Annotated in this window: 25 protein-coding genes; 21 read left to right on the forward strand and 4 right to left on the reverse strand. The window is 37.4% G+C overall.

The window, feature by feature from the left end:
• Positions 1-28 precede the first annotated feature (28 nt).
• From BM211_RS12680 to BM211_RS12705, 6 genes are all read left to right on the forward strand, one after another.
• Positions 29-172, forward strand: a complete 144-nt coding sequence (locus BM211_RS12680) for an FbpB family small basic protein (RefSeq protein WP_081904788.1) — start codon at positions 29-31, stop codon at positions 170-172.
• Between the two features lie 42 nt (positions 173-214).
• Positions 215-349 carry an acid-soluble spore protein N gene (locus BM211_RS12685; RefSeq protein WP_035430695.1) on the forward strand — a complete coding sequence of 45 codons (135 nt, stop codon included), beginning with the start codon at positions 215-217 and terminating at the stop codon, positions 347-349.
• A 473-nt stretch (positions 350-822) separates the two neighbouring features.
• Positions 823-2,109, forward strand: coding sequence for an NAD(P)/FAD-dependent oxidoreductase (locus BM211_RS12690; protein WP_090997805.1), 1,287 nt, complete (start codon positions 823-825; stop codon positions 2,107-2,109).
• 13 nt (positions 2,110-2,122) lie between these two features.
• The gene (locus BM211_RS12695; RefSeq protein WP_090997808.1) at positions 2,123-3,595 is read left to right on the forward strand and encodes an aldehyde dehydrogenase family protein; all 1,473 of its coding nucleotides are present in this window, start codon (positions 2,123-2,125) and stop codon (positions 3,593-3,595) included.
• Positions 3,596-3,640: 45 nt separating this feature from the next.
• Complete coding sequence (locus BM211_RS12700; RefSeq protein WP_090997811.1) at positions 3,641-5,059, forward strand: MATE family efflux transporter; 1,419 nt, start codon at positions 3,641-3,643, stop codon at positions 5,057-5,059.
• A 33-nt stretch (positions 5,060-5,092) separates the two neighbouring features.
• Positions 5,093-5,374, forward strand: a complete 282-nt coding sequence (locus BM211_RS12705; protein WP_090997814.1) for a cupin domain-containing protein — start codon at positions 5,093-5,095, stop codon at positions 5,372-5,374.
• Positions 5,375-5,585: 211 nt separating this feature from the next.
• Here the strand turns inward: BM211_RS12705 and BM211_RS12710 are convergent, their stop codons facing one another.
• The gene (locus BM211_RS12710; RefSeq protein WP_035431003.1) at positions 5,586-6,140 is read right to left on the reverse strand and encodes a TetR/AcrR family transcriptional regulator; all 555 of its coding nucleotides are present in this window, start codon (positions 6,138-6,140) and stop codon (positions 5,586-5,588) included.
• Between the two features lie 347 nt (positions 6,141-6,487).
• On the opposite strand from BM211_RS12710, the gene tlp reads away from it, so the two are divergent.
• Positions 6,488-6,721: a small acid-soluble spore protein Tlp gene (gene tlp / locus BM211_RS12715; RefSeq protein WP_090997817.1), complete on the forward strand. Its 234-nt coding sequence runs from the start codon at positions 6,488-6,490 to the stop codon at positions 6,719-6,721.
• A gap of 17 nt (positions 6,722-6,738) precedes the next feature.
• On the opposite strand, the gene BM211_RS12720 is transcribed toward tlp, so the two are convergent.
• A complete protein-coding gene (locus tag BM211_RS12720; RefSeq protein ID WP_035430997.1) occupies positions 6,739-8,028 on the reverse strand; it encodes a glycoside hydrolase family 18 protein in 1,290 nt (429 codons plus the stop codon).
• Positions 8,029-8,136: 108 nt separating this feature from the next.
• Between BM211_RS12720 and BM211_RS12725 the strand changes: the two genes are divergently transcribed.
• Positions 8,137-8,556, forward strand: coding sequence for an acyl-CoA thioesterase (locus tag BM211_RS12725; protein WP_035430994.1), 420 nt, complete (start codon positions 8,137-8,139; stop codon positions 8,554-8,556).
• Positions 8,557-8,582: 26 nt separating this feature from the next.
• On the opposite strand, the gene BM211_RS12730 is transcribed toward BM211_RS12725, so the two are convergent.
• Together BM211_RS12730 and plsY are read right to left on the reverse strand one after the other, a co-directional pair.
• Complete coding sequence (locus BM211_RS12730; RefSeq protein WP_035430991.1) at positions 8,583-8,873, reverse strand: HesB/YadR/YfhF family protein; 291 nt, start codon at positions 8,871-8,873, stop codon at positions 8,583-8,585.
• Positions 8,874-8,980: 107 nt separating this feature from the next.
• On the reverse strand, positions 8,981-9,574 hold the full coding sequence (gene plsY, locus BM211_RS12735) for a glycerol-3-phosphate 1-O-acyltransferase PlsY (RefSeq protein WP_090997820.1): 594 nt from the start codon (positions 9,572-9,574) through the stop codon (positions 8,981-8,983).
• 262 nt (positions 9,575-9,836) lie between these two features.
• Here plsY and BM211_RS12740 point away from each other — a divergent pair, with 262 nt between their 5' ends.
• The 13 genes from BM211_RS12740 (at position 9,837) to BM211_RS12805 (ending at position 26,248) form a co-directional block, all read left to right on the forward strand.
• Entirely contained in the window at positions 9,837-11,693 is a 1,857-nt protein-coding gene (locus BM211_RS12740; protein WP_090997864.1) for an anaerobic ribonucleoside triphosphate reductase, read from the forward strand.
• Positions 11,690-12,142 carry an anaerobic ribonucleoside-triphosphate reductase activating protein gene (nrdG, locus tag BM211_RS12745; protein ID WP_090997824.1) on the forward strand — a complete coding sequence of 151 codons (453 nt, stop codon included), beginning with the start codon at positions 11,690-11,692 and terminating at the stop codon, positions 12,140-12,142. Before BM211_RS12740 ends, nrdG begins: the two co-directional genes overlap by 4 nt.
• Positions 12,143-12,157: 15 nt before the next feature.
• Entirely contained in the window at positions 12,158-12,835 is a 678-nt protein-coding gene (locus BM211_RS12750; RefSeq protein WP_035430985.1) for a response regulator transcription factor, read from the forward strand.
• Positions 12,836-13,010: 175 nt separating this feature from the next.
• The gene (locus BM211_RS12755; protein WP_035430983.1) at positions 13,011-14,219 is read left to right on the forward strand and encodes a S1C family serine protease; all 1,209 of its coding nucleotides are present in this window, start codon (positions 13,011-13,013) and stop codon (positions 14,217-14,219) included.
• Positions 14,220-14,291: 72 nt separating this feature from the next.
• Positions 14,292-14,705 (forward strand): CoA-binding protein, encoded by a 414-nt coding sequence (locus BM211_RS12760; RefSeq protein WP_035430981.1) that lies wholly within the window; start codon positions 14,292-14,294, stop codon positions 14,703-14,705.
• A gap of 655 nt (positions 14,706-15,360) precedes the next feature.
• Positions 15,361-17,325, forward strand: coding sequence for a DNA topoisomerase IV subunit B (gene parE, locus BM211_RS12770; RefSeq protein ID WP_035430979.1), 1,965 nt, complete (start codon positions 15,361-15,363; stop codon positions 17,323-17,325).
• 1 nt (position 17,326) lies between these two features.
• Complete coding sequence (gene parC, locus BM211_RS12775) at positions 17,327-19,747, forward strand: DNA topoisomerase IV subunit A (RefSeq protein ID WP_090997826.1); 2,421 nt, start codon at positions 17,327-17,329, stop codon at positions 19,745-19,747.
• 140 nt (positions 19,748-19,887) lie between these two features.
• Entirely contained in the window at positions 19,888-21,096 is a 1,209-nt protein-coding gene (locus BM211_RS12780) for a branched-chain amino acid ABC transporter substrate-binding protein (protein WP_035430975.1), read from the forward strand.
• Between the two features lie 66 nt (positions 21,097-21,162).
• On the forward strand, positions 21,163-22,149 hold the full coding sequence (locus BM211_RS12785; protein ID WP_090997829.1) for a branched-chain amino acid ABC transporter permease: 987 nt from the start codon (positions 21,163-21,165) through the stop codon (positions 22,147-22,149).
• Positions 22,150-22,158: 9 nt separating this feature from the next.
• A complete protein-coding gene (locus BM211_RS12790) occupies positions 22,159-23,442 on the forward strand; it encodes a branched-chain amino acid ABC transporter permease (protein WP_035430970.1) in 1,284 nt (427 codons plus the stop codon).
• Positions 23,443-23,452: 10 nt separating this feature from the next.
• A complete protein-coding gene (locus tag BM211_RS12795; protein WP_090997832.1) occupies positions 23,453-24,229 on the forward strand; it encodes an ABC transporter ATP-binding protein in 777 nt (258 codons plus the stop codon).
• Complete coding sequence (locus tag BM211_RS12800; RefSeq protein WP_035430965.1) at positions 24,229-24,957, forward strand: ABC transporter ATP-binding protein; 729 nt, start codon at positions 24,229-24,231, stop codon at positions 24,955-24,957. Before BM211_RS12795 ends, BM211_RS12800 begins: the two co-directional genes overlap by 1 nt.
• A gap of 262 nt (positions 24,958-25,219) precedes the next feature.
• Positions 25,220-26,248: an oxidoreductase gene (locus tag BM211_RS12805; RefSeq protein ID WP_090997835.1), complete on the forward strand. Its 1,029-nt coding sequence runs from the start codon at positions 25,220-25,222 to the stop codon at positions 26,246-26,248.
• Positions 26,249-26,385 lie beyond the last annotated feature (137 nt).

Below are 26,385 nucleotides of genomic sequence, written 5' to 3' on the forward strand. Positions count from 1 at the left end.
TAGTAATACGAAAGAAAGGGTGAACAGTATGAGAAGAACTCGACGAAAATCGTTTGAAGAGCTTGTGAATGAAAATAAACGGCAACTACTTAATGATCGTGATGCGATTGAACGGATTGAAGAAAAATTAGAAAAGCGCTACGAAATACGTATTTTTAAACAGGCTGAATAATTCTTACAACTAGAATGATACTAGTTGTAAGGAGGCGATATAATGGGTAATCCAAAGAAAAAACCACAAGATTTTGCACCAAATCAGATTGGGATGCAGTCAAGATCAGCGGGCGGTAATAAAGGAAAACAAATGCAAGATAAATCAGGGAAACAACCAATTGTTGATAACGGTTAAGAAGAAGGCGATTTACCTTATAAAATAAGAAAGTACACCACTTTTTAAGTGGTGTACTTTCTTATTTTATATAAATCCAAATTGAAAAGCTGACATAAATTTAGGAGAGGACGAGAGCGTCTGGCCGCGCATAGAAGCGGTCAGGGCCTTTTCCTGCCACATGCCAAGCTTTAAACAAAAGGAGCAGGTCAGTAGCGGCCTTTTTTAAATCAAATAAGGAATTAAATGTATGAGTTACTTATGTAATATTAAGCAATTTAAAATCAAATTAAAAAATTATTGAATAATTCATTATTTTCAGTATAATTAACAAGTAACTATAATAACATTTTTAGTTACAAGGGTTATAACATTCAATTTCTAATAGAAGATTCCCCATAACTCCAGTAGTAGAACAAATTTCTTACACCTTTTCAATCAATATCTCCACTAAAATGACTCTATTAAACACACAGGAAAAAGGAAGTGATTAGATGAATCAAATGAATCAAATGAATACACTCTCTCTATGGAAAGCGACTGCAAACAACTATGAGAAAGGAAAAACTCTAGTAGGAAATGAAGAGGCGGATGTTGTTATTATTGGCGCTGGTTTCACAGGTCTTTCCTCTGCTTATCATTTACAAAAATTAGGGAAGAATGTCATTGTCTTAGAGCAAGAAACGATCGGATACGGTGCTAGCGGTCGTAACGGTGGGATGGTATTGCCGGGCTTTAAGCCAACGATGCAGCAGCTTGCTAAAAAGTATGGTTCTGATGAGGCGAAACAGCTCAATGATCTCTCTTTGTATAGTATTGAGCTTGTAAAACAAATTATTGATGAACATCAAATCAACTGTGACTTTAGAAATACAGGTCACATTGTAGTGGCATACAAAGCTAAGCATTTTGAAGAATTAAAACTTGAAAGCGATTACTTGAATAAAAATTTTGGGTACGAATCAAGAGTACTTGATCGAAGTCAAATGCATCAAGAGATCGATTCACCAGTTTATCATGGTTGCTTAGTCGACGACTTGAGTTACTCGTTCCATCCATTGAATTATGCAATTGGTTTAGGAGAAGCAGCTAAATCGGTTGGTGCAAGAATCTTTGAACATTCTAAAGCATTATCCATCGATTACGGTCAAAATAGTGTGAAAGTTGAAACGGAAAAAGGTTCTGTTATTGCGAAAGACATTATTATGGCAACGGATGGTTACTCTGGAAAGATCATGAATGAACTAAATAAAGGTGTCCTGCCAATTTCAGCACGTATTATTGCAACTGAACCGCTTCCAGAATCATTGTTGAATACTGTCATTCCTCAAGATCGCATGGTTTTTGATACGAGTAGTTTCCTTTACTATTTCCGTCGTACACCAGATAACCGAATTGTATTTGGCGGTGGCGATATTCGTCCAAATTTAGATGATAGCGTATATCAAAAAGTTTACGATGCGATGGTAAACTTGATGCCGAAACTGGCTGGGAGCAAAATTGACTACCGTTGGGGTGGATTTATCGGGGTTACAATTGATACATTCCCGGTTCTCGGTAGATCCAAAGAAGGTGCATATTTTGCAACAGGTTATACGGGCCACGGGGCATCTCTTTCAACATTGTTTGGTAAGTTATTGGCGGAATGGATTGTTACCGGGAGTGCGGGTGGATATCGATTTGAAAAGGAACGTCTAAAATCATTTCCGTTCCATAACCAGAAAACGATGCTTGTAAATATAGCGCACATTGGTTTCAAACTGCTGGATATTTTTGCGTAAAGGAGAGGTACTTGTGAAAATTAACATGTTCATTGATGGAGAATGGGTAGAAGCGTTATCTGGTTCTAGAAGAAAGGTGATTAATCCTGCAACTGGAGAAGTAATCGCAACATCTGCTGATGGATCAGAAGAGGATGCAAAGGTGGCAATCAAGGCGGCACGCAAAGCGTTTGACAGTGGAGTTTGGTCAGATTTATCAGCCGAAGAAAGAGCTGAATATCTATATAAAATTGCAGATCGTCTAGAAGAGAAGGCGGCTGAAATTGCACGTTTGGAAACTGCAAATAACGGTAAGGTTATTCGTGCAACAACCAATGTGGATATTCCAGTGTCGATTCAATGTTTCCGCTATTATGCGGACTTAATCAAAGGTATGAAAAAAGAATCATACACCCGTGCTGATTCTTCGGAAACAATCATTATTCATGAACCGATTGGTGTTTGTGGGCTTATCGTACCTTGGAACTTCCCGCTTATGTTAGCTGTTTGGCAAATTGCTCCTGCACTTGCTGCAGGGAATACAATCGTAATTAAGCCTGCGGAGGTCACTCCTGTAAGCGCATTCAAATTATTTGAAATTATTGAGGAAGTTGGGATTCCCGCTGGAGTGGCAAACCTTGTATTGGGACCTGGATCAAAGGTTGGGAATGAGCTTGCCGAGAGTCATGATGTTGATAAGGTTGCCTTTACCGGTGGAACAAAAACAGGGCAAAATATTATGCACGCAGCTGCGGGAAATATGAAAAAAATTTCACTTGAACTGGGAGGTAAATCTCCACTTATTGTGTTCGACGATGTGGATTTTGAAACCGCAGTCGATAATGCGATGTTCGGTATTTTTCATAATGCAGGGCAAGTTTGTTCAGCTGCATCTCGTCTGCTTGTACAAGAAACAATTTATGATAAATTTGTTGAAAGACTGGCTGAGCGTGCAAATAAAATTGTAGTCGGCAACGGAGAAAGTGAAGAAATTGAAATGGGAGCCCTCACAAACGAGACTCATATGAATGACGTCTTACATTATATTAAGAGTGGAATCGAAGAAGGTGCAAAATTAGTTTGTGGTGGTAAGCGCTTAACAGAAAATGGGCTTGTTCGAGGATTTTTTGTTGCGCCAACGATCTTTGCTGATGTAAACAATAATATGCGTATTGTTAAAGAGGAGATTTTTGGTCCAGTCCTTGTTGTGCAGAAGTTTAAAGATGAAGAAGATGCAATTCAAAAAGCTAATGATTCCATTTATGGATTAGCTGGCGCTGTATTTACTGAAGATATGGACCGAGCAAAACGTGTCGTTAGTAAATTGCGTGCGGGAATTACTTGGATTAATAGTTATCATCTTGCTTATGTAGACGCTCCTTGGGGGGGATATAAGCAAAGTGGAATCGGCAGTGCATTAGGTAGTGCTGGGCTCGAACACTTTATGGAAACGAAACAAATCAATATTCACCAACATGCTAAACCTGTAGGATGGTATGTGAATTAACTTGGCTTAACTTGCTTTATAAATTATTTTTAGGAGGGTATGTGAATGGAGATAATAGGAAATCACCCCTCACCTAAGAAAGAAACCGCAGAAATAAAGCAAAAGCAAGTAAAAGATTCAACACTAGGAACCAAAAGTATTCCTTTACTATATTTCCGGTTTGCTTTGGCAGGAATTATGGCGAATGCGATTCTTGGAGTGGTATCAGTTGTCGATGGCTATTTTGTTAGTGGCTTTCAGGAGCTGGAAGTAGAAGGGATTGGGATTGGATTTACGGTCATGGTTATTACCCGTATGCTCGGTGTTCTTTTTGGTATAGGAGCCGGAGCGGTCATTTCACTTCGACTTGGAAAAGGGGAAATTGAAGAAGCTAGGAGTATTATGGGGCAAACTTTATGGTTTACTCTATTTGTCTCTATTTTGCTAGCTGTACTTGGATTAGTCTTTGAAAATCAAATCATGATTTTATTCGGAGCAAGTCAGGATGCACTTCCATATGCGGTGCAATATAGCCGGCTATTGTGGATTTCATTGCCAATAACGATATTGGCGGTTGTATTAAGTATTTTAACCAATATTGATGAAAAGCCTGTATTATCAATGAACAGTTGGTTAATTGCAGCAGTTGTTGCGGGAATTACCGAATGGATTATGGTAGTGAAATATGATATGGGGATGATGGGCTCTTCGTGGGCAAATACAATTTCACAATCGATCCCTGCCTTACTAATCTTTTATTTTTGGTTTGGGAAAACAAAGCTTAAACCAAAAATAAAAGATATGATGATTAGGCTCAAGACAATTGGTGAGGTGGCTTGGACAGGATTTGCATCTTTTTCGAGTCAATTCATGATGTTTTTTGCAATTATTTTTTTCAATAACTTACTGCTAAGCTACGGTGGTGGGCTACACGTTGCTGCTTTCACCATTCAAAACGGTTATATTACAAATTTGCTCGCCTTAGCAGCACTCGGTGGGATGACGGGACTTCAACCGATCATTAGTTATAATTACGGTGCGGGCAATCTTGATCGTGTTAAACAAGCGATTAAGATTGGACTCATTTTTACGGTTGCTTTCTTTTTGATTGCAACAGCATTACTAATTATTTTTGCAGACCCGATTGTATCATTTTTTTCTGGTGGTAATCCTGAATTACAGAAATTAGGCATTTGGACGACAGTTGTATTCAACTCTTTGTTTATGTTTAATGCAGTTAGCTTGCTTATATCTGGTTATTTCGAATCCCAAGAGAGAAACTGGATCGCAACGTTTATTAACGTTAGCAAAATGTTGTTTTTCTCATTCCCATTCATGTTTATTTTCCCGAAATTCTGGGGTGTAGAAGGTGTATGGTACGCAGGTCCTGCTGCAGAAATTCCAGGCGTTCTCATTGCCATATACTTTATAACAAAAGAGTTCAAACGTTTAAAAGATACGAATGTTAAGACAGCACGTTTATAGAATCATTACCTATAAGAAAGAGAGAGGATTATCATGTTTTTTGCGAAAAAACTTACAGCAGAAGAAGCGAAACAATTAGGTGTTGACACTTGGGAAGCGTGGGTAGGTGAACCTAATAAAGGAGCTTGGCATGTAGAAGAGCAGGAAGTTTTCTATGTGACAGACGGTGAAGTGTTTATTGCTGTTGATGGGGAAAGACATCATATTACAAAGGGCTGGATCGTTTCTTTGGCTAAAGATCTTGTTTGCGAATGGGATTGCCCAGAATTTTTGAAAAAGAACTATAAAATGAACTATGAGATCAATTTGAAATAATGTATAATTAGGCGTGTAATCAATCAGCACAGTTAAATACTTTGTCTAAATATTTGTGGCATATGTCAATTGCTTCCTTACTTCGATTATTAAATTCAGAATATTTAAACAAATAAACTTCAAGGTGATTCAGGATGTATAAAGATCTTTTATAAAAACAAAACCGAGCATGGAATGAATGTTCCATGCTCGGTTTTTAGTTTAATTATTATTATGATTTATTTTTGACTAGGCCGAATAATAATACGTCTACAATAGAAGAGAGTGCTTCCGGTAAGGTAATATTATTTTCCATATAAAAACGTCGATCAAAGACAGAATTTGTGGCATCTATAATCAGCTTTACAGCAAGTGTTGGATTGATTTCAATGATTTCACCTTTCTGTATACCTTCTTCGAGTAACAAACGTAGAGCTTCCCACTCATTCAAAGCATCATTTACTCTTTTCCATTGTTCCGGATAATAGCGTTTCATTTGTTCCAACACATTGAAGTCGTAAAATTCGAAATTAGGTAATACAGTACAAATCTGTTTTATTTTTTCAATCAAGCTTAAAGAGGCATTATTCATAATTTGTTCTGTTTCTTCATCGAACTCTGATAACGATTGATCAATAATTAACTCTAAAATTTCAACTTTTGAAGAAAAATGTTGATAAAGGTATCGTTTGTTTACACCAATCCGGTTTGCTAAATCATCCATTGTAAACTTTAGGCCTTTATCATGAATCTCTTCAATAAAAGCTCTTATAATGCGTTCTCTCATTCCAAGTACCCCTTAAATTAGAAATTTGTTGAAAAGGTTATGTAAACTAAGCTAATCTAATCATTTTTCGCACCTTGAAAATCATTTTTCATCTTTGTCTGTGTCATATTCTCTGTTGAAACATTTCCTTATTGACATATAACATCATTCTTTTTAGTAGGTTGGAAGTGAAAAAACTTCCAATTAAAAACAGAAAGGTACACATCTTCCATAATACAGCAGAACGTCCGGTTCGAAAAGGCACTTATATTCTTAATCCATAATGTAGGATCCTTTTTGTATACATAATTAAAGAATTTTTTTACAAACTAATGTTGTATGTAATTTCAATAAAGGAGGAAGACAGGATGCCAGAACAATATAAAACAAGTCCCAACCCAGATGATCGCAGTGATAACGTTGAGAAATTGCAAGAGGCGATATATAACACAATTGAAAATATGAACGAAGCAAGAGAAGCTGCAGAGTTTTCAAATGAGAAAGACCGTGCAGCGATCGAGGCGAAAAATGAGCGCCGCATGGAAAGTATTGAAGGAATGCGAAAAGAAATTAAAGAGGAAGCGGCATATCGCAATGAGTAGGAGAAGGCTGACAATTGTCAGCCTTTTTTTGTAATGGAAAAGTTTTCAGACAGGAGACGCCAATTTTGCGGGAAAGGTAAGCCGATTTTCCAATAACTAATGCCGCGAATTCCTTGTTCTTTAATTAAATTAAACTTACTTTGAACGGACCTAGCGTCTTCAAACCATACTTCATGTTTGACTCCATTTGCATCGTAATAATTGAAATGAGGAGCTTGGGAAATGAAATCATATTGAATTGGGACATTATGTTTCCGGGCCAGTGAAACAGCAGCAATTGAACTAACTGCTTTTGCAGGAGGATTTCCTGGTTTGAATGGAAGAATCCAATCAAATCCGTATAAGTTTTGCCCCATCATAATTTTACGAGGCGACATTTGTGATTTTGCATATTGAATGACTTGTTTGACAGGACCAATTGGAGATACTGCAAGAGGTGGTCCACCTTGCCATCCCCAGTCGTATGTCATAATGACAACGAAATCAACAATTTCACCTTGTGCTTTATAGTCATGAGCTGCAGCAGGTCCCTTTTGAGTTGAACTTGTTTTTGGGACGAGGGTTGTACTGAGCGTATATCCTTTTGGAAGACGTGTTTTTACTTTGCGTAAAAATTGATTATATGCTTCGCGGTCTGCTGGTGCAAAATTCTCAAAATCAAAGTGAATATCACGCATTCCGTATTTCTGTGCAGTTTGTAAAATGTTTGTAATAAACGTATTTTGAATTGTTTCATTGCGTAAAATAACGCTTGTTAATTCGGGACTAAAACTTCCATTTTCAAGATTTGTAATCACGAGCATTGGGATTGTCTGTCCTTGTTTGGCAATTGAAACGATTTCAGATGTTTGTGTAGGTTCTTTCAGTGTTCCGTCACGTTTTGCTTCAAAGCTAAAGTAGGCCAAATAGGTTAAATATGCATTGACCGCTTTGGTGGAAGCAATTAAGCTTTCCTTAATCGGAATTGTAGAGGGCTGTAAGTAGGCAATCGATTCAATAATTTTCTTTGTCCCTTTTGGTACGTAAAGCTGCTGTCCGACTTGAAGTGCGGATTTTAATGATAAATGATTTACTTTTGCTAGGCTAGCGAGAGGAACGTTGTAGGTTAAGGCAATTTTATATAAGCTATCGCCAGGTTGTACAAAGTAGGTATTTCCTTGTGTATTCACAATTAATGCTTGCCCGATGACGAGTGTTTCAGCTGGATTTAACCCATTATCTTTCACGATGGTTTCTGCTGTTGTTCCGTACTGCTTAGCTAATTTATACACATTATCGCCGCTTCGTACAGTTATGATTTGTAGCATATGCTCACTCCTTTAAGGAAAAGATCCGCCGCTTCTATTTTATTTTCATATTCTCTGTATTATGATTAAAGGTGTAGAAAGAAATGCAAGTGAGAAGGAGTTAAAACAATGTTTATAGCAGAACAGGAGGTTGACATCCGTTATGCAGAGACAGATCAAATGGGTGTCGTGTACCACGCAAATTATTTAGTATGGTTAGAACTTGGCCGTACGAAATTAATTCAAGATTTAGGGTTTTCGTATGTTGAAATGGAGAATGATGGGATTGTATCTCCTGTACTTGATTTGCAAATTACATATCGAAAAGCAATGCGTTACGGAGAAAAAGCTATTGTGAAAACATGGGTGGAGTCTGTGAGCCCACTACGTGTTGTATATGGCTATGAAATTTATAATGGAAATGGTGAACGTTGTATTACAGCATTTACAACGAATATTTGTGCTAAAAAAGAAGGTTTTCGTCCAGTGTCATTTAAAAAGTTGTACCCAGAGTGGTATGAGACATACGAGAAGATTAAAAAGCAATAAAAAAACGTGGCGTAGGCCACGTTTTTTTATTTTATATAATGAAATTGCGGGAACTCATCATCAGCGTTAAATGTAACAGATAAGTCATGTCCGTCAAAGAACCATTCATCATCGCCTTCGATAAAGAAAGTAATACCATCTTCTTGGAATTGTACAACAGGAGTAGCTGGATCATCTTTACGAATCCCTAATGAAAGCCCTTTTTGAACAGTGCTACATCCACCGTATTGTACGAAAAAGCGAAGACAATCGCCTGTTTGTAAACCAAGCTCGTTTTTATACCAGTTTAGTGCTTCTTTTGATACTGAAATGTTCATCTAGTATTCCTCCAACATAATCGCTTTTCTTTTAGTATAAAAAATAACGCAAAAAGAAGCCATTTATATGCTTTGCGTTCTCTTTTTGCGTTATGTGGGTCACAATCTTATTTGTGTTTTTTTGTTAATTTTGCTTTTGGTTCTGTTTTATTTATAATTCGTCCAATATTTGCACGGTGTCTATAAATAACCATACCAGCTAATAAACACATGGCAACAATGAAGATTTTATCCCCGTTTATAATTGCTGCGATAACAGCAACGACAGCTGCTATCATAGAAGAAAGTGAAACGTATCTCGTCGTAAAGAGTAGGGTAAAAAAGACTGCAGCCAATACTAAAAAGGTAAGTGGTGCGTAGCATAATAGTACACCAGCAGAAGTAGCAACTGCTTTTCCGCCGCGGAACTTTGCGAAAATTGGGTACACATGACCAAGTACCGCAGCTAATCCAAACCAAAGCGGATGAACGTTTAATCCAAAAATGATCGGTAGTGCTGTAGCTAATGTCCCTTTTAAAACATCAGCAATTGTAACAATAAAACCCGCTTTTTTCCCTAACGTACGAAATGTATTCGTTCCTCCTAAATTTCCGCTGCCATGTTCGCGAATATCGATTCCATAACCAATTTTTCCAACAACAAGTGCAAATGGAATCGAACCAAGTAAATAGGCAACGATAAATAAAAGATATGTAAGCATAAGTTCAGTCTCCTTTATTCAAATGTGTTGATAAAGGGTAAAAAGAGTTTTTCCCGTATATTGTACCATACATTTGTACAGATCACATTTCTTTTTTGTAAGATAAAATTTAACTTGGAAATATAAGGGGAAAGTTCAATAGATCTTAAAAAAACTTTCACAAGAATGTTACATTTATCACAGATCCACTCTTACTATATGTAGTATCATTTCTGTAGTAAACGAACAAGATGTTGTTGGGGGTTAAGGAATGAATCGAGAAATGAATAAAAAAAGTGAATATGATGAAAATCTAAAGGAGATTTTCGCGAAAATTATTCATGCAAATGAACAAGATTTAATACAAGAAAATGCGAATGTTGACGGTCGATCTCCAATGGGAATGATGGGGAAATTTGCTTCTGAGAGCGCAAGGTATTATGCGGTAGAGCAACTGCTTTCTGAGAAAGTGAAACAAGCAATTGATCAAAATGTTTTATATCCACATGATTTAGACTTTTATGCAACAGGTACGACAACTTGTTCACAAATTCCGTTAGCAGAGATGCTTCAAAACGGTTTTCATACAGGGCATGGACATATGAGACAGCCGCAAGATATTAAAAGTGCGTTGGCGCTTTCTTCTATTATTTTTCAAGCGAATCAAAATATGCAACATGGTGGACAATCTTTTGCGCTTTTTGACGTGGATTTGGCGCTATATGTGAGAAAAACGTTTGAACGAAATAAAAAACGTTTAGCAACATATCCATTAACAGCTGAGCAAATAGAAGAGTTTGCATGGAAAGAAACAGAAAATGATACGTATCAAGCGTGTGAGGCATTTATTCATAATTCCAATAGCATGCATAGCAGAGGCGGGGGGCAAGTTCCGTTTATTTCTATTAATTACGGAACAGATACATCAAAAGAAGGAAGATTATTAATTAAACAATTATTACGAGCGACTCAAGCTGGATTAGGAAAAGGAGAAACACCAATTTTTCCGATTCAAATCTTCAAGTTAAAAAAGGGAGTAAATTTTGAAGAGAAAGATCCCAATTATGATTTGTTTGAATTAGCTATAGAAACGACGGCGAAACGATTATTCCCTAACTTTTCATTTTTAGATGCACCATTTAATGCAGCATATTATGATGGGCGTCCTGAAAGTGAAGTGTGTTATATGGGATGTCGTACGCGTGTCATGTCTAATATTCATGGAGAAGAAACTGCGATTGGAAGAGGGAATTTATCGTTTACTTCTATTAACTTAGTGAAATTAGCGTGTATTAGTGGTTCTAAAGAAGCATTTTTTGAAGCATTAAATTATTATCTTGATCTAGGTATTTGTCAATTATTAGAGAGATTTGCCTATCAATCGACGAAAAAAGCAAGAGATTTTCAATTTTTATATTCCCAAGGAGTATGGCGCGGCGGCGAAAAACTGCAACCAGAAGATTCTGTAGCTGAAATTTTAAAACAAGGTACATTAAGTATAGGTTTTATAGGTCTTGCAGAATGTTTAGTTGCTTTGACGGGAAAACATCATGGGGAAGACGTAGAATCTTGGAAGCTTGGTTATGAAATTATCGAATATATGAGAAAGAAAATGGACCAAGCAACAGAGGAACATCAATTGAATTTCTCTTTAATTGCAACTCCGGCAGAAGGATTATCAGGAAAATTTATTAAAAAAGATCGAGCTGAATTTGGAACAATTACAGGTGTAACAGATCATAATTATTATACAAATTCATTCCATATTCCTGTTTATTATTCTATTCATGCCATTGATAAAATTCGTTTAGAAGGACCGTTTCACGCACTTTGTAATGGTGGTCATATTACGTATATTGAGCTTGACGGAGCAGCTATTCATAATCAAAAGGCTTTACAGCAAATTGTGAAGGCAATGGCCCAATATGGTGTAGGATATGGATCCATTAATCACCCGGTCGATCGCTGTAAGTGTTGTGGTTATCATGGGATAATTGGAAATGAATGTCCAAGCTGTGAGAATGCAAATGAACATGACTTTGAAAGAATTCGCCGCATTACTGGATATCTTGTAGGAGACATGTCAAAGTGGAACAGCGCGAAGCGTAGTGAAGAAAAGGAGCGGGTGAAACACTCATGAGAGTAATGAGCATCATTCATGATAGTGTGGTAGATGGGGAAGGATTGCGGACAGTCGTATTTTTTGCGGGCTGTCCGCATCGTTGTTTTGGCTGTCATAATCCACAGTCTTGGAATATTTGTAATGGGACTGAGATGACAAAAGAAGAAATCATAAATGAGATTGAAAAAAATCCCCTTACTGATGTAACATTTTCGGGCGGAGATCCATTTTTTCAAGCCACTGAAATAAAAGAATTGGCAAAAAACGTGAAAAATTTACAAAAAAATTTATGGATTTACACAGGTTATACGTTTGAAGAGATACAGAATTCGCAAAATAATGATATGATAGAGCTGTTGGACTATGCTGATGTACTAGTAGATGGAAGATTTGAGCTAGAGAGTCGAGATCTCACCTTGCCGTTTCGAGGGAGTTCGAATCAACGTATTATTCGATTGAAAGAGTAAAAGGACGGGATAGGATTGAATAAAACAGTTTTACTTGTTGAAGATGAAAGAAGATTACGAGAAATTGTTAGTGATTATTTTCGTAATGAAGGTTTTGAAGTGATTGAAGCGGAAGATGGAAAGCAAGCATTAGAACTGTTTGCGGAACATTCCGTGGATTTAATTATATTAGATATAATGCTACCAGAAATTGATGGTTGGTCTGTATGTAGACGTGTAAGGAAAGAATCAGCCGTACCGATTATTATGCTAACAGCTCGCTCCGATGAAGATGATACTTTACTTGGTTTTGAATTAGGGGCGGATGAATATGTAACAAAACCGTTTAGTCCGAAGATTTTAGTTGCTCGTGCCAAGACATTACTAAAGCGTGCTGACGGCGCAGTAGGGCAAGTGGAGGAAAATATGCTATCACTTGCTGGTATTGATGTGAATCGTTTATCGCGTACGGTAACAGTTGAAGGGGAAGAAGTAATATTAACACATAAAGAATTTGAACTACTTGTTTATTTGATGGAGAATAAAGGAATTGTATTATCTCGCCAACATTTATTAGATCAGCTTTGGGGATATGATTACTTCGGAGATGATCGCACAGTAGACACGCATATTAAGAAACTTCGAAATAAATTAGGAGATAAAGCGAAGCATATAGGTACAGTCATTCGTGTAGGATATAAATTCGAAGAGTAGAAGTTTGAGCTATTTATCCACCTTTATATTGATTGCATGTACAATCTTTTGTATATGTTTTTACAATGAATATGGTAGTATTTTTTTGTTTGGATTTCACGATGAGTTCACAGAAAGGACACACATCGTGTATATACTGAAAATACGATTTCAGCAGAGAGGGGATAAGTAAATTATGGGATACTATGATCAACCAGAGACAAATGAAACTCGGACGGAGATTGTAAAATCAAAAAGCAAAAAAGGATATTTTTTCACAGGGGTTGTCGGTGCTGTGATCGGTGCTGTGACAATTAGCGTTGCGGCTCCGTATATGCCTTGGGTAAATAACAGTGTCGTTTCACAATCAAAAGTACAGGGAACGGTCGTTCCGGTTGTAAATAAGACAAAAGGTGAAACAGATCTTCCTGGTATGATTGAGGGAGCGAAAGAAGTAGTTGTCGGTGTAATTAACTTTCAAAAAAGTGTAGATCCATTTTCTGCCGATCCACAAGGGCAAGAATCTGAGGCAGGATCAGGATCAGGTGTGATTTATAAAAAAGTTGGAAATAAGGCGCTGGTTGTAACGAATAACCACGTTGTTGACGGTGCAAATAAATTAGAAGTAAAGTTAAGTAATGGAACAAAGGTTGAAGCAAAATTAGTAGGAAAAGATCCATGGCTAGATCTAGCTGTCGTTGAGATTGATGGGAAAAATATTAATAAAGTTGCCACTCTAGGAAATTCAGATAAAATCCGTGCGGGAGAATCTGCAATTGCAATTGGTAACCCACTTGGCTTTGATGGCAGTGTAACAGAAGGGATTATCAGCAGTAAAGACCGCGAAATTCCAGTTGATATTAATGGGGATAAACGCCCTGATTGGCAAGCACAAGTAATTCAAACGGATGCAGCAATTAACCCAGGGAATAGCGGCGGTGCACTATTTAACCAAAATGGTGAAGTAATCGGTATTAACTCTAGTAAAATTGCACAGCAAGAAGTAGAAGGAATTGGCTTTGCAATTCCGGTTAATGTCGCAAAACCAGTCATTGATGCACTTGAAAAATACGGTGAAGTAAAACGCCCTGTTATGGGTGTTGGAGTAAGGGGTCTTGAAGAAATTCCAAGCTATGCATTAAGTCAATTAAAATTACCGAAAGATATTACAGGTGGGGTTCTGTTAGCGCAGGTTGAACCAGCATCACCAGCAGAAAAAGCAGGATTGCAAAAATATGATATTGTTGTTGGCTTTGATGACCAAAAAATAGAAAATGCAGTGCAATTCCGTAAGTACTTATACGAGAAGAAAAAAGTTGGCGATAAAATCGAAGTAACAGCGTATCGTAATGGTGAGAAAATAAAGAAAACAGTTACGTTAGCTGCTACTACTAACTCGAATTAATAAAGAAAGTCTCTTTCATGTTGAAAGAGACTTTCTTTATCGGCTATACTAAATGAACAGGAGGGATTACATATGACAATTGAAAATCCAACTCGTACGGAAATTGGAGAGATTTTGAAAAATAGTAAGACGATTGCAGTTGTTGGATTATCTGATAATCCAGAGCGTACTTCTTATATGGTGTCAAAAGCGATGCAAGATGCGGGATACCGTATTATTCCTGTTAACCCAACGGTAGATACTGTATTGGGAGAAAAAGCGGTAAAATCGCTAACTGAAATAAATGAGCCTGTTGATATAGTCAATGTATTTCGTCGTTCAGAGTTTTTAATGGATGTTGCAAAAGAGTTTGTTCAGATTGAAGCGGGTACATTTTGGACACAATTAGGTTTACAAGACGAAGAAACATATCATTTTTTGGAAGAAAAAGGCTATACTGTCATTATGAATCGCTGCATTAAAGTTGAGCATGCAATGACAAGGTAAAGTGAAACTTTAATCAGTGGAAAGCTTTATCTCCCGCTGATTATCAGCCCACACCAATCGGGCTTTATCCCCCATCTAACTTTTTAAGAAAAGTGGAAGCGGCTTGCTCAGAATCGCAGGATGCCTACGCACAAGGCAGAGAGGCGCTTTTACCTCGTCTGAGGGGGCGAAATGACCGGAGATTCTAGCTGCTAGAGCTGGACAACAAAGAAATGTGGAACTGGACAATGCTTTCGTCTAATCTTGAGGTGGGGGTATTACTGCCCGCGAATAGCGGGATAAGTCTTATTTGTGAAATTTATTAGGTTCCTATTCATATAATAAGGAAAAGAAGATGGACGAGGTGTTCATCATGAAGTTTTTAAAGGTTGTTTATGGGGATTGCTGCTTGTCACTCCATTTTGGATGATTATCATTTTGTTGATTATAAAATGGTGGAAGATGTAGTTGTTTTGGAATACATATCCATGTTTCGTTTGACAAACAATTACTTTTCTGAAATAGTAGCGTAGAGGAATCCTTGTGACAAACAAGGATTTTTCTTATGAAAATAGTATATAAAAGACATAACGTGACTTGCCAAAAGTAAGGAAAAGGCGTTATTCTATAATAAGAAACATACGTTCTGATTTTTGGATAGGAAGGGGCAAGGAGTTTGGCTAAGCGTCAGTTTCAATATGATGAAGATGCAATTCAAGTGCTAGAGGGGCTTGAAGCCGTTCGAAAACGACCGGGTATGTATATCGGGAGTACGGATAGCCGTGGATTACATCATTTAGTATATGAGATCGTAGATAATTCAGTTGATGAAGCGTTAGCGGGATTTGGCGATGAAATTAAAGTGATCATACATAAAGATAATAGTATAAGTGTAGTAGATAAAGGGCGCGGTATGCCGACAGGAATGCATAAGCTTGGAAAGCCTACACCAGAAGTTATTTTAACTGTACTTCATGCTGGTGGTAAATTTGGACAAGGCGGTTATAAAACAAGTGGTGGATTACACGGTGTTGGTGCCTCCGTTGTAAATGCACTGTCTGAATGGCTTGTTGTTACAATTAAACGAGATGGTTATGTATATGAACAGCGCTTTGAAAATGGTGGTGTTCCGGCTACGACACTTGAGAAGATTGGGAAAGCGAAAGATACTGGGACAACTATTCATTTTAAACCAGATCGAACAATTTTTAGCACAACGAATTATAACTATGAAACGTTATGCGAAAGATTACGTGAATCAGCATTTTTATTAAAAGGTATGAAAATTGTTCTTCAAGATAAACGTAACGATTTGGAAGACGTTTTTCATTATGAAACAGGAATTGAAGCGTTTGTTTCATATCTAAATGAAGAGAAAGATTCTTTACATCCGGTTGTATATTTTACTGGAGAACAAAATGGTATTGAAGCAGAATTAGCTTTTCAATTTAATGATGGGTATTCGGAGAACATTCTTTCCTTTGTAAATAATGTACGTACGAAAGATGGCGGTACGCACGAAGCAGGGTTTAAAACAGCGATGACTCGTGTTTTTAATGAGTATGCGCGCAAAGTTTCTTTGTTAAAAGAGAAAGATAAAAATTTAGAAGGAACGGATATTCGTGAAGGATTAGCTGCAATTGTTTCCATTCGTGTTCCTGAAGAGTTGCTTCAATTTGAAGGGCAAACGAAAGGGAAGCTTGGAACAAGTGAAGGACGTTCAGCCGTTGATGCTGTTGTATCAGAGCATTTAGCGTATTTTTTAGAAGAAAATCCAGACGTGGCAACGCTTCTTGTGAAAAAAGCAGTCAAAGCAGCGCAGGCGCGTGAGGCAGCAAGAAAAGCGCGTGAAGAAGCACGAAGCGGTAAGAAGAAAAAACGCTCAGAAGGAACATTAAGTGGTAAGCTGACACCAGCACAATCACGTAATCCGCAAAAGAACGAGCTTTATTTAGTGGAGGGCGATTCTGCAGGTGGTTCAGCAAAGCAAGGACGTGATCGTCGTTTCCAAGCTGTTCTACCACTTCGCGGAAAAGTAATTAATACAGAGAAAGCGAAACTAGCGGATATTTTCAAAAATGAAGAGATTAACACGATTATTTATGCGATTGGCGGCGGTGTTGGAACAGAATTTTCAGTTGAAGATATCAATTATGACAAAATTGTTATTATGACCGATGCGGATACAGATGGAGCGCATATTCAAGTTCTGCTATTAACTTTCTTCTATCGTTATATGAAGCCACTTATTGAATCGGGGAAAATATTCATTGCCCTTCCTCCTTTATATAAAGTAAGTAAAGGGACAGGAAAGAAAGAAGTCATTGAATATGCTTGGTCAGATGAAGAGTTAGATGGCACGATAAAAAAGGTTGGTAAAGGTTATACAATTCAGCGTTATAAAGGTCTTGGTGAAATGAATGCAGATCAATTATGGGAAACAACGATGAATCCAGAGACACGCACATTAATTCGCGTGAAAATTGATGATGCTGCAAGAGCAGAACGACGCGTGACAACATTGATGGGTGATAAAGTAGAGCCTCGTCGTAAATGGATTGAACGCAATGTTCAGTTTGGTATGCAAGAAGAAGGCAATATTCTAGAAAATGAAATGATTATGGCAACGGAGGTGGAATAACATGCAGGCAGAGAAGTTTCATGACCTCCCGCTTGAAGATGTGCTCGGCGATCGCTTTGCACGTTATAGTAAATATATTATTCAAGATCGTGCGCTTCCAGATGCGCGCGACGGTTTAAAACCAGTGCAACGCCGCATTTTATATTCCATGTATGTGGAAGGAAATGTTCACGATAAACCATTTCGTAAATCCGCAAAAACAGTTGGTAACGTAATTGGTAACTATCATCCCCACGGTGATTCTTCCGTGTATGAAGCAATGGTGCGTTTAAGTCAAGATTGGAAAGTACGAAACGTATTAGTTGAAATGCATGGAAATAATGGTAGTGTCGATGGTGATCCGGCGGCAGCAATGCGTTATACAGAAGCTCGTTTATCACCGATTGCGTCTGAGTTATTGCGTGATATTGATAAAGAAACAGTGGAATTTGTTTCAAACTTTGATGATACAAGTGAAGAGCCAGTTGTATTACCAGCTATGTTTCCCAACCTTTTAGTGAACGGATCTACGGGAATTTCAGCTGGTTATGCAACTGAAATTCCACCGCATCATCTTGGCGAAGTTATTGATGCGACGATGATGCGCATTGATAAACCAAACTGTAATGTGGATGAATTATTAACGGTCATTAAAGGACCAGATTTCCCAACAGGCGGAATTATTCAAGGCCTTGATGGTATTAAGAAGGCGTATGAAACAGGAAAAGGAAAAATCATCATTCGCGGAAAAGCTGAAGTGGAAACAATTCGCGGTGGAAAGCAGCAAATTGTTATTACAGAAATTCCTTATGAAGTAAACAAAGCGAATCTTGTTAAGAAAATGGATGAACTTCGTTTAGATAAGAAATTAGATGGAATTGCTGAAGTGCGTGACGAAACAGATCGTACAGGTCTGCGAATTGTTATTGAATTGAAAAAAGATGCAAATGCAGAAGGTATTTTAAATTATTTATATAAAAATACAGAACTACAAATACCATACAATTTCAATATGGTAGCGATTTATAATCGCCGTCCAACCTTGATGACACTTCCGAAAATTTTAGATTCTTATATTGGGCATCAGAAGGAAGTCGTAACAAGGCGCTCACAGTACGAACTAAACAAGGCAGAGAAACGTCAACACGTTGTTGAAGGTTTAATGAAGGCCCTCTCTATTTTAGATGAAGTCATTGCGACAATTCGTGCTTCAAAGGATAAGCGTGATGCAAAAGATAACTTAATTGCAAAATTCTCATTTACAGAAGTACAAGCAGAAGCAATTGTGTCGCTTCAATTGTATCGTTTAACAAACACAGATATTACAGCTCTTGAAAAAGAGGCTGAAGAATTACAGCAGAAAATTTCAGAGTTACAAGCTATTCTTCAAAGTGAGAAGAAGCTTCTTCAGGTCATTAAAACAGATTTGAAGAGGGTTAAGAAAACGTTTAGTAACGATCGTCGTTCTGTGATTGAAGAAGAAATTGAAGAAATTAAGATTGATGTGGAAGTCATGATTCCACAAGAAGATGTGATTGTGACAGTAACGAAGGAAGGTTATGTAAAGCGTACAAGTTGGCGATCTCATAATGCTTCCAATGGAAAAGACTTCGGTATGAAAGAAGGCGACTTATTATTAGATCGCTTTGATACGAATACGACGGAAACCATTCTTTTATTTACAAACAAAGGGAATTATATTTATCTTCCAGTATACGAAATGCCAGATATTCGATGGAAAGATTTAGGACAGCACGTTGCGAATATCGTTTCGTTAGACCGTGATGAAACGCTCGTCTTTGCAACTGTTGTTCCGAATTTTGAGGAAGAAAAGCGATTTATTATGTTTGTCACTAGAAATGGCATGATTAAGAAAACAGAATTGAATCAATATAAAGTGCAGCGTTATTCACGTGCATTTGTCGCGGTTAATTTAAAGAAAAATGATGAAGTCGTCGATATTTTTGTTACAGATGGAACGAAAGATATTCTACTTACAACACATGGTGCCTATGCACTTATTTTCAATGAAGAAGAAGTAAGCCCAGTTGGTGTGAGGGCAGCTGGTGTGAAAGGAATGAATGTGAAGGAAGATGACTACGTTGTATGCGGTCTTCCCGTTAATTCTGAAAAAGACGCGCTCGTTCTCATTACACAGCGGGGGGCAGTAAAACGATTAAAAGCAGCAGAAATTGAAAAATCAACAAGAGCAAAGCGTGGTCTTGTTATCTTTAAAGAATTGAAAAAGAATCCATATCGAATTGTCGGTGTGGAAATTGTTCGAAATGATGAAGTAGTTTGTATGCGGACAGAAAAACAAGTAATAGAACAAATAGATCCGCAAACACTTCGGAATAAAGATCGTTATAGTAACGGAAGTTTGTTAATAGATGTAAGCGATGTTGGTTATGTTGTGGAAACGTGGCCGCAGAAAAAAGAATAGTAAGAAAAACCCCGATTCTCTATAGGAGTCGGGTTTTTTTGTCTGAATTTGTCTGAGGAATGGTGTTGTACAAATTAGACACTTCTATTATTATTTAACTAAATATTTTAAATCTTCAGAAAAAATGACGGGGGTATATGATGATAAAAAAGAAGAACTTTGCTTTGGTTCTTTCGGCGGTATGTATGTTTGGTTTATTGACAGGATGCGGCAATAAAACAAATGGTAATACTGATACAACAAGTACGGGATCTGGGAATGGAAAGGTCATAAAAATTGCGACGCAATCACCGCTCTCTGGTGGGTCTGCAACGCAGGGAGAAGCAATTAAACTTGGTGCACAATTGAAAATAGAAGAACAAAAAGAAGAGTTTAAAAAGTTAGGTTATGAACTACAGCTTGTGCCATATGATGATCAAGCTGATCCGAAAAAAGGTGTTGCGAACGCACAAATTATTGGTGCTGATAAAGAAATACTCGGTGTCGTTGGACATATGAATTCAGGCGTTGCAATTCCATCGTCTGAAGTGTATGAGAAAAACAATGTTGTTATGGTATCGCCTACAAATACTGCTGTTGAAGTAACGGATCGTAATTTGAAAGCAGTAAATCGTATATGTACAAGAGATGATTTTCAAGGTCCTGCTGGGGCGGCGTTTGCGCTACAAACACTGAAGGCGAAGAGCGTTTTTATTATTGATGATAAAACAGCTTATGGAACAGGTTTAGCAAAAGCGTTTAAAACAGAAGTTGAAAAATTAGGTGGAACGATTGCAGGTTATGAATCCATTACGGTCGGAGAAAAAGATTTTAACGGTGTATTAAATAAAGTACTCGCAAAAAAACCAGATTTAATTTTCTTTGGTGGTCTATATGCAGAAGGTGGACTGTTAGTGAAGCAAGCGCGTGAAAAAGGTCTTACGATTCCGTTTATGGGCGGTGATGGTATGGATTCAGCAACGATGGTAGAAATTGCGGGTACCTCTATTGAAAACACATATTACACGTCTATCGCTGCTGATCCGAAAACAACGGAAAAAGGAAAGAAATTTGCAGATAATTATAAGAGTAAATTTAATAAAGAGGTAGAAGGATATTCAGCTTATGGGTATGATGCTGCGGGTGTACTATTGCAAGGGATGAAAGATGCGATTAAAACAAATAACAATAAAATGCCAACAAGGGAACAAGTACGCGATGTTGTTCGAAAAACAAATAATTTTGAAGGAGCGGTAACAAAAGTAGGGTTTGATAGCAAAGGTGATAATAAGTTTGCAAAAGTATATATTTATAAATTTGCAGAGCAAAAATATCCAGGAAGACAAGAAGGAGAAGTAGAGAAGAAGTAAAGTGATATGGGTACGGTACTTATGTTCCGTACCTTTTTTAGAGAAAAATAAAAGGGAGGAATTTTAATGTTTGGAGAAATAATGCATACACTTCCTCAAGTGCTAATTGACGGATTAACACTTGGTGCAGTGTACGCAGTTATTGCGTTAGGATATACGATGGTATATGGGATATTAGAACTTATCAATTTTGCTCATGGAGAAATTTTTATGACGGGTGCTTTTATTGGCACAACAATTTTCCTTATCTTTATGGGGTTTGGCCTAATGACGGTTATGCCAGCTTTGCTAGCGTTGTTACTTGTTTTAGTTGCAACATCTCTTATCACGGGTTTTCTTGGGATGGGGATAGAAAGGGTTGCGTATCGACCGCTTCGAAAAGCACCGAAACTTATTACGTTAATCACAGCAATTGGTGTATCTTTTCTACTGCAAGATATCGTTCGCTTTATCGCTGAATTAAAAAAAGGAAATTACATTATAACAGGTCCCACTTTATTTAATGATCAAATTACACTACAGGCTTCAGCAATTCTGTCTATTTTTAATAACGCCAAGCTTAAAAGCTCTTCACTTATTCTCCTCGTACTTGCGGTTATAATGATGCTCTCTTTAGACTTTTTCGTCAATAAAACAAAGTGGGGAATGGCGATGCGTGCTGTTGCGCAAGATCGTGAAACTGCTTCATTAATGTCGGTAAATGTGAATAAAGTAATTTCTCTTACGTTTTTTATCGGTTCCGCACTCGGCGGAGCAACAGGTGTCCTGTTTGCTGTCCAATATGGAACAATAGATCCGTACATTGGCTTTATTTTAGGCCTAAAAGCTTTTACGGCAGCTGTATTAGGGGGCATTGGTAATATTCGAGGTGCAATGGTAGGCGGTATATTGCTTGGACTGCTAGAAATGTTTGCGGCTGCAAATTTATCCATTATATCTTCTGGAATATTGGGAGCTGAATATAAAGATGTATTTGCGTTTGGAATTCTTATTCTCGTATTGATTTTTAAACCAGAAGGAATTTTCGGCAAAGCAGTTGCCGAGAAAGTGTAGGTGATGATCATGAAAAACTGGTTCGAAACGATAAGGGAAAATACGAAGATGCAACTTATACTATTAGTCCTTTATATAGGGATTACTGCTGCAAGTTTATATTTTGCCCAAAAGTCAGTAACAGCATTTCTACTACTACTATTGTCTCTTTTATTATTGTATTTTACAAATTTTCATAGTAAATGGAAATGGTTAATAGGGCTATTTGTATTAGTAATATTGCTTCCATTTACAGCAAGTGGCGGTCCTGCTTATCAATCTTATATGGAAGTGGCAACATTAGTTGGAATTTATATTGCAATGGCGCTCGGGTTAAATATTGTTGTTGGCTTTGCGGGATTACTAGATTTAGGATTTGTTGCTTTTTTTGCAATAGGAGCCTACACATACGGTATTTTTGCGACAGCTCAAGCAAATAACTTTATGCCATTTGGTCAATATCCACTGTCAGGAGAAAGTTTTTGGATTTTCATTTTGCTAGGCGGTTTTATTGCAGCAGTATTTGGAGTCTTACTTGGTATCCCGGTTTTACGTGTGAAAGGTGATTACTTAGCGATTGTGACACTTGGGTTTGGGGAGATTATCCGGATTATCTTTAATAATTTAGATAAACCGGTTAATATTACAAACGGTGCAATGGGCTTATCTTCCGTAAAACCACCTTCCTTATTTGGGTTTACATTTTTACAATCAAGTCAAGTGTACTACATTGTACTCGGTATTTTATTACTCGTAATTTTTATTGTAAAACGGCTAGAGTTCTCGAGAGTAGGCCGTTCTTGGAAGGCGGTTCGTGAAAATGAAATTGCCGCTCAAGCGATGGGAATTCCACTTGTGAAAACAAAGTTGTTAGCATTCGCAATCGGTGCATCATTTTCAGGAATGATGGGTGTTGTTTTTGCTGCGAAACAAACTTTTGTCGATCCAACAAGTTTTACATTACTAGAGTCGATTACCATTCTTGTTATGGTATTGCTTGGTGGTATGGGGAGTGTACCTGGTGTTATTTTAGGAGCAGCTGTTATGACAATTTTAAATTTACAAGTACTTACTGAATTAACAAACTGGCTAAACCAATTAAACTTAAGTGGAGCGGTTACAATTCCGGATGCACTATCTCCAGCTAAAATGCAACGTTTCATCTTTGGTGGAATCTTAATTTTATTTGCTTTGTATCGACCGCAAGGACTTATACCTGCGAAAAATCGGAAATTTAACGAAGAGCAATTGAAAATAGATAGGATAAAACAAGTCGAATCGAAAACACAAAAAGATAATGTATTTGGAGCCTAGGGGTGAGAATATGACGATTTTAACAGTGCGAAATATTACAAAACGTTTTGGTGGGCTCGTTGCAGTAAAAAGTGTTGATATGAAAGTGAAAAAAGGATCCATTACAGCTGTAATTGGACCGAATGGAGCAGGGAAAACGACGTTCTTTAATATGGTAACAGGCGTGTATAAACCAGATGAAGGTGACATTCTACTTGGAGAAGAGAAGATAGCTGGTTTGAAACCGCATGATATTTCAAAACATGGTATTGCTCGTACGTTTCAAAATATTCGTCTTTTTAACAATATGACGGTGCTTGAAAATGTAATGGTTGGACTACACAATCATTTGAAAAGTAATCTTTTTGGGATTCTGTTACATTTGCCAGGAGTAAAGAGAGAAGAAGAACGAGCGCAGCAAAAAGCATATGAGCTTCTAGATTATGTTGGATTAGCTCACTTGTTAAATGAGGAAGCGCAAAATTTACCGTACGGGGCACAGCGGCGCCTTGAAATTGCAAGGGCGCTTGCAGCGAAACCGCAAGTATTGCTACTCGATGAGCCAGCAGCCGGAATGAATCCAAAAGAAACAAAGGAATTAACAGCTCTTATTTATCGTATGCGTGAAGAGCTAGATATAACAATTGTATTGATTGAACATGATATGAAACTTGTCATGGAGATTTCTGAGCATATCATTGTATTAGATCACGGGGAAAAAATTGCAGAAGGAAGACCAGAAGATATTCGAAGCAATCCAAAAGTTATCGAAGCGTATTTAGGAAAAAGCGCAGTGTTAGAGAAGTAATGCGGAATAAAAGGGAGGGGAGTAATTTGCTAGAGCTTACAAATATAAATGCGTATTATGGTGGCATTCACGCGTTAAAAGGCATTAATATTTCTGTAGGAAAAGGTGAAATTGTTACGCTTATTGGATGTAACGGGGCAGGGAAATCAACGACATTAAAGACGATTAGTGGCCTTGTTATACCGAAGTCAGGAGAAATTTCGTTTGAGGGGAAACAAATTACGAAACAATCTCCGCACGTAACAGCTTTATCCGGAATTGCTCATGTACCAGAGGGAAGACGTATTTTTTCACGCCTCACCGTCAAAGAAAATTTGGAGATGGGAGCATTTTCAGTAAAGGATAAAAGAATAGTGAATGAACGGATGGAGCGTACTTTTCACTATTTTCCAAAGCTGAAAGAGCGGCTAGAGCAAAAGGGCGGCACGATGAGTGGTGGTGAACAGCAAATGCTTGCAATTGGACGTGCGCTAATGAGTGGGCCTCATTTACTTATGCTAGATGAACCTTCAATGGGACTGGCGCCAATTATTGTTGAGCAAATCTTTGAAATTATTTCAGAGCTCAATAAAGAAGGAATGACAATTCTACTTGTTGAACAAAATGCGTTTCAAGCGTTGCAAATTGCGCATCGGGGATATGTGATTCAGACCGGAGAAATTAAAATGGTAGGAGAAGGAAAATCATTGATGCATAATGAATTTGTGAAAGAAGCGTATTTAGCATAGGATGAGGGCTGTCCTAAGTAGGGCAGCTTTTTTGTATGTTAATCTATATAAATTCATTATAATGTTTCGACATCTTTGTCTAGCTCTTCTTCCAAGGCATGGCAGATGCTCTGGCCCGTCTAAAAAGAAAGAGGTTTTTTATGTCGATTTTTAAATTTGTGCTTATATATTACCATTATAAAAAGCAAAACATTATGTAGAAAAAAGATAAGTTGATATAATAAAATTTCATTATATTCCATACATAATTTGGAGGGGTTTTATGAACAAAATAGGTGTTGGTATTGTAGGTTATGGTTTTTCTAGTACAACCTTCCATATTCCGCTGCTACAAACAATCGAAGACTACGAAATTCGTGCGATTGTTTCTTCACAAGAAGAGAAAGTAAAAGCATCATTACCACATGTTGAAGTTGTGACAACAATTGACGAGCTTGTTATGCAAGAGAACATTGATCTTATTATCATTACATCTCCTAACACAACGCACTTTGAATATGCAAAAAAAGCAATTCTCTGCGGTAAACATGTTGTCGTTGAAAAGCCTTTTGTCGTATCTGTTGAAGAAGGAGAAGAATTGATAAAGCTGGCAAAGCGGCATGACGTTGTGTTAAGTGTCTATCATAACCGCCGCTTGGATAACGATTTCAGAACGGTTCAAAAACTATTACAAGATGATACAATTGGTAAAGTTTATACATATGAAGCTCATTTTGATAGATTTCGTCCGAATGTTCGCGATCGTTGGCGGGAACATGATTTGCCAGGATCAGGAATTTTGTTTGATTTAGGTTCACATCTCATTGATCAAGCATTACATCTATTTGGAATGCCGAGAGCAGTTTATGCAGATGTTATCAATCAGCGTCCTGGATCGCAAATAGATGATTATTTTCATATTATTCTTCATTATGAAGAAATGCGTGTTATCCTTCATAGCAGTAGTCATGTTAAATATGCAGGTCCTCATTTTAGCATTCACGGCGAAAAAGGCTCGATTGTAAAATATGGAATGGATTCCCAAGAAGGGCAACTAAAGGTAGGAATGAAACCTGGTGACGTGGACTATGGAGTAGATGCTATACATATGTATACTGTTCTTTCTACAGAGGAACAAGAAATTCGCATTCCAACAGAAATAGGGTGTTATGAGACCTATTATAAAGGTGTGCGAGATGCGATAATGAAACAAGAAATGCCACCTGTTACTGCTGAGGAAGCTCTAAATGTCATTCGTGTTATTACAGCTTGTTTACAAAGTAATCAGCAAGGAATTAAAGTGAAATGGTAGAGTCAGTGTATGTACTGACTCTTTTTGTGTGTTAGCAAATCATGTCGGAATTATACGAGAAAACACTAACGATTTTTATTGTACACCCTTTATGTATAGATTAGTATTTTAAATATTAAAAATATTATGAAATATTA

The sequence above is a fragment of the Bacillus sp. 491mf genome (assembly GCF_900112415.1).
In the GTDB taxonomy this organism is placed as follows: domain Bacteria; phylum Bacillota; class Bacilli; order Bacillales; family Bacillaceae_G; genus Bacillus_A.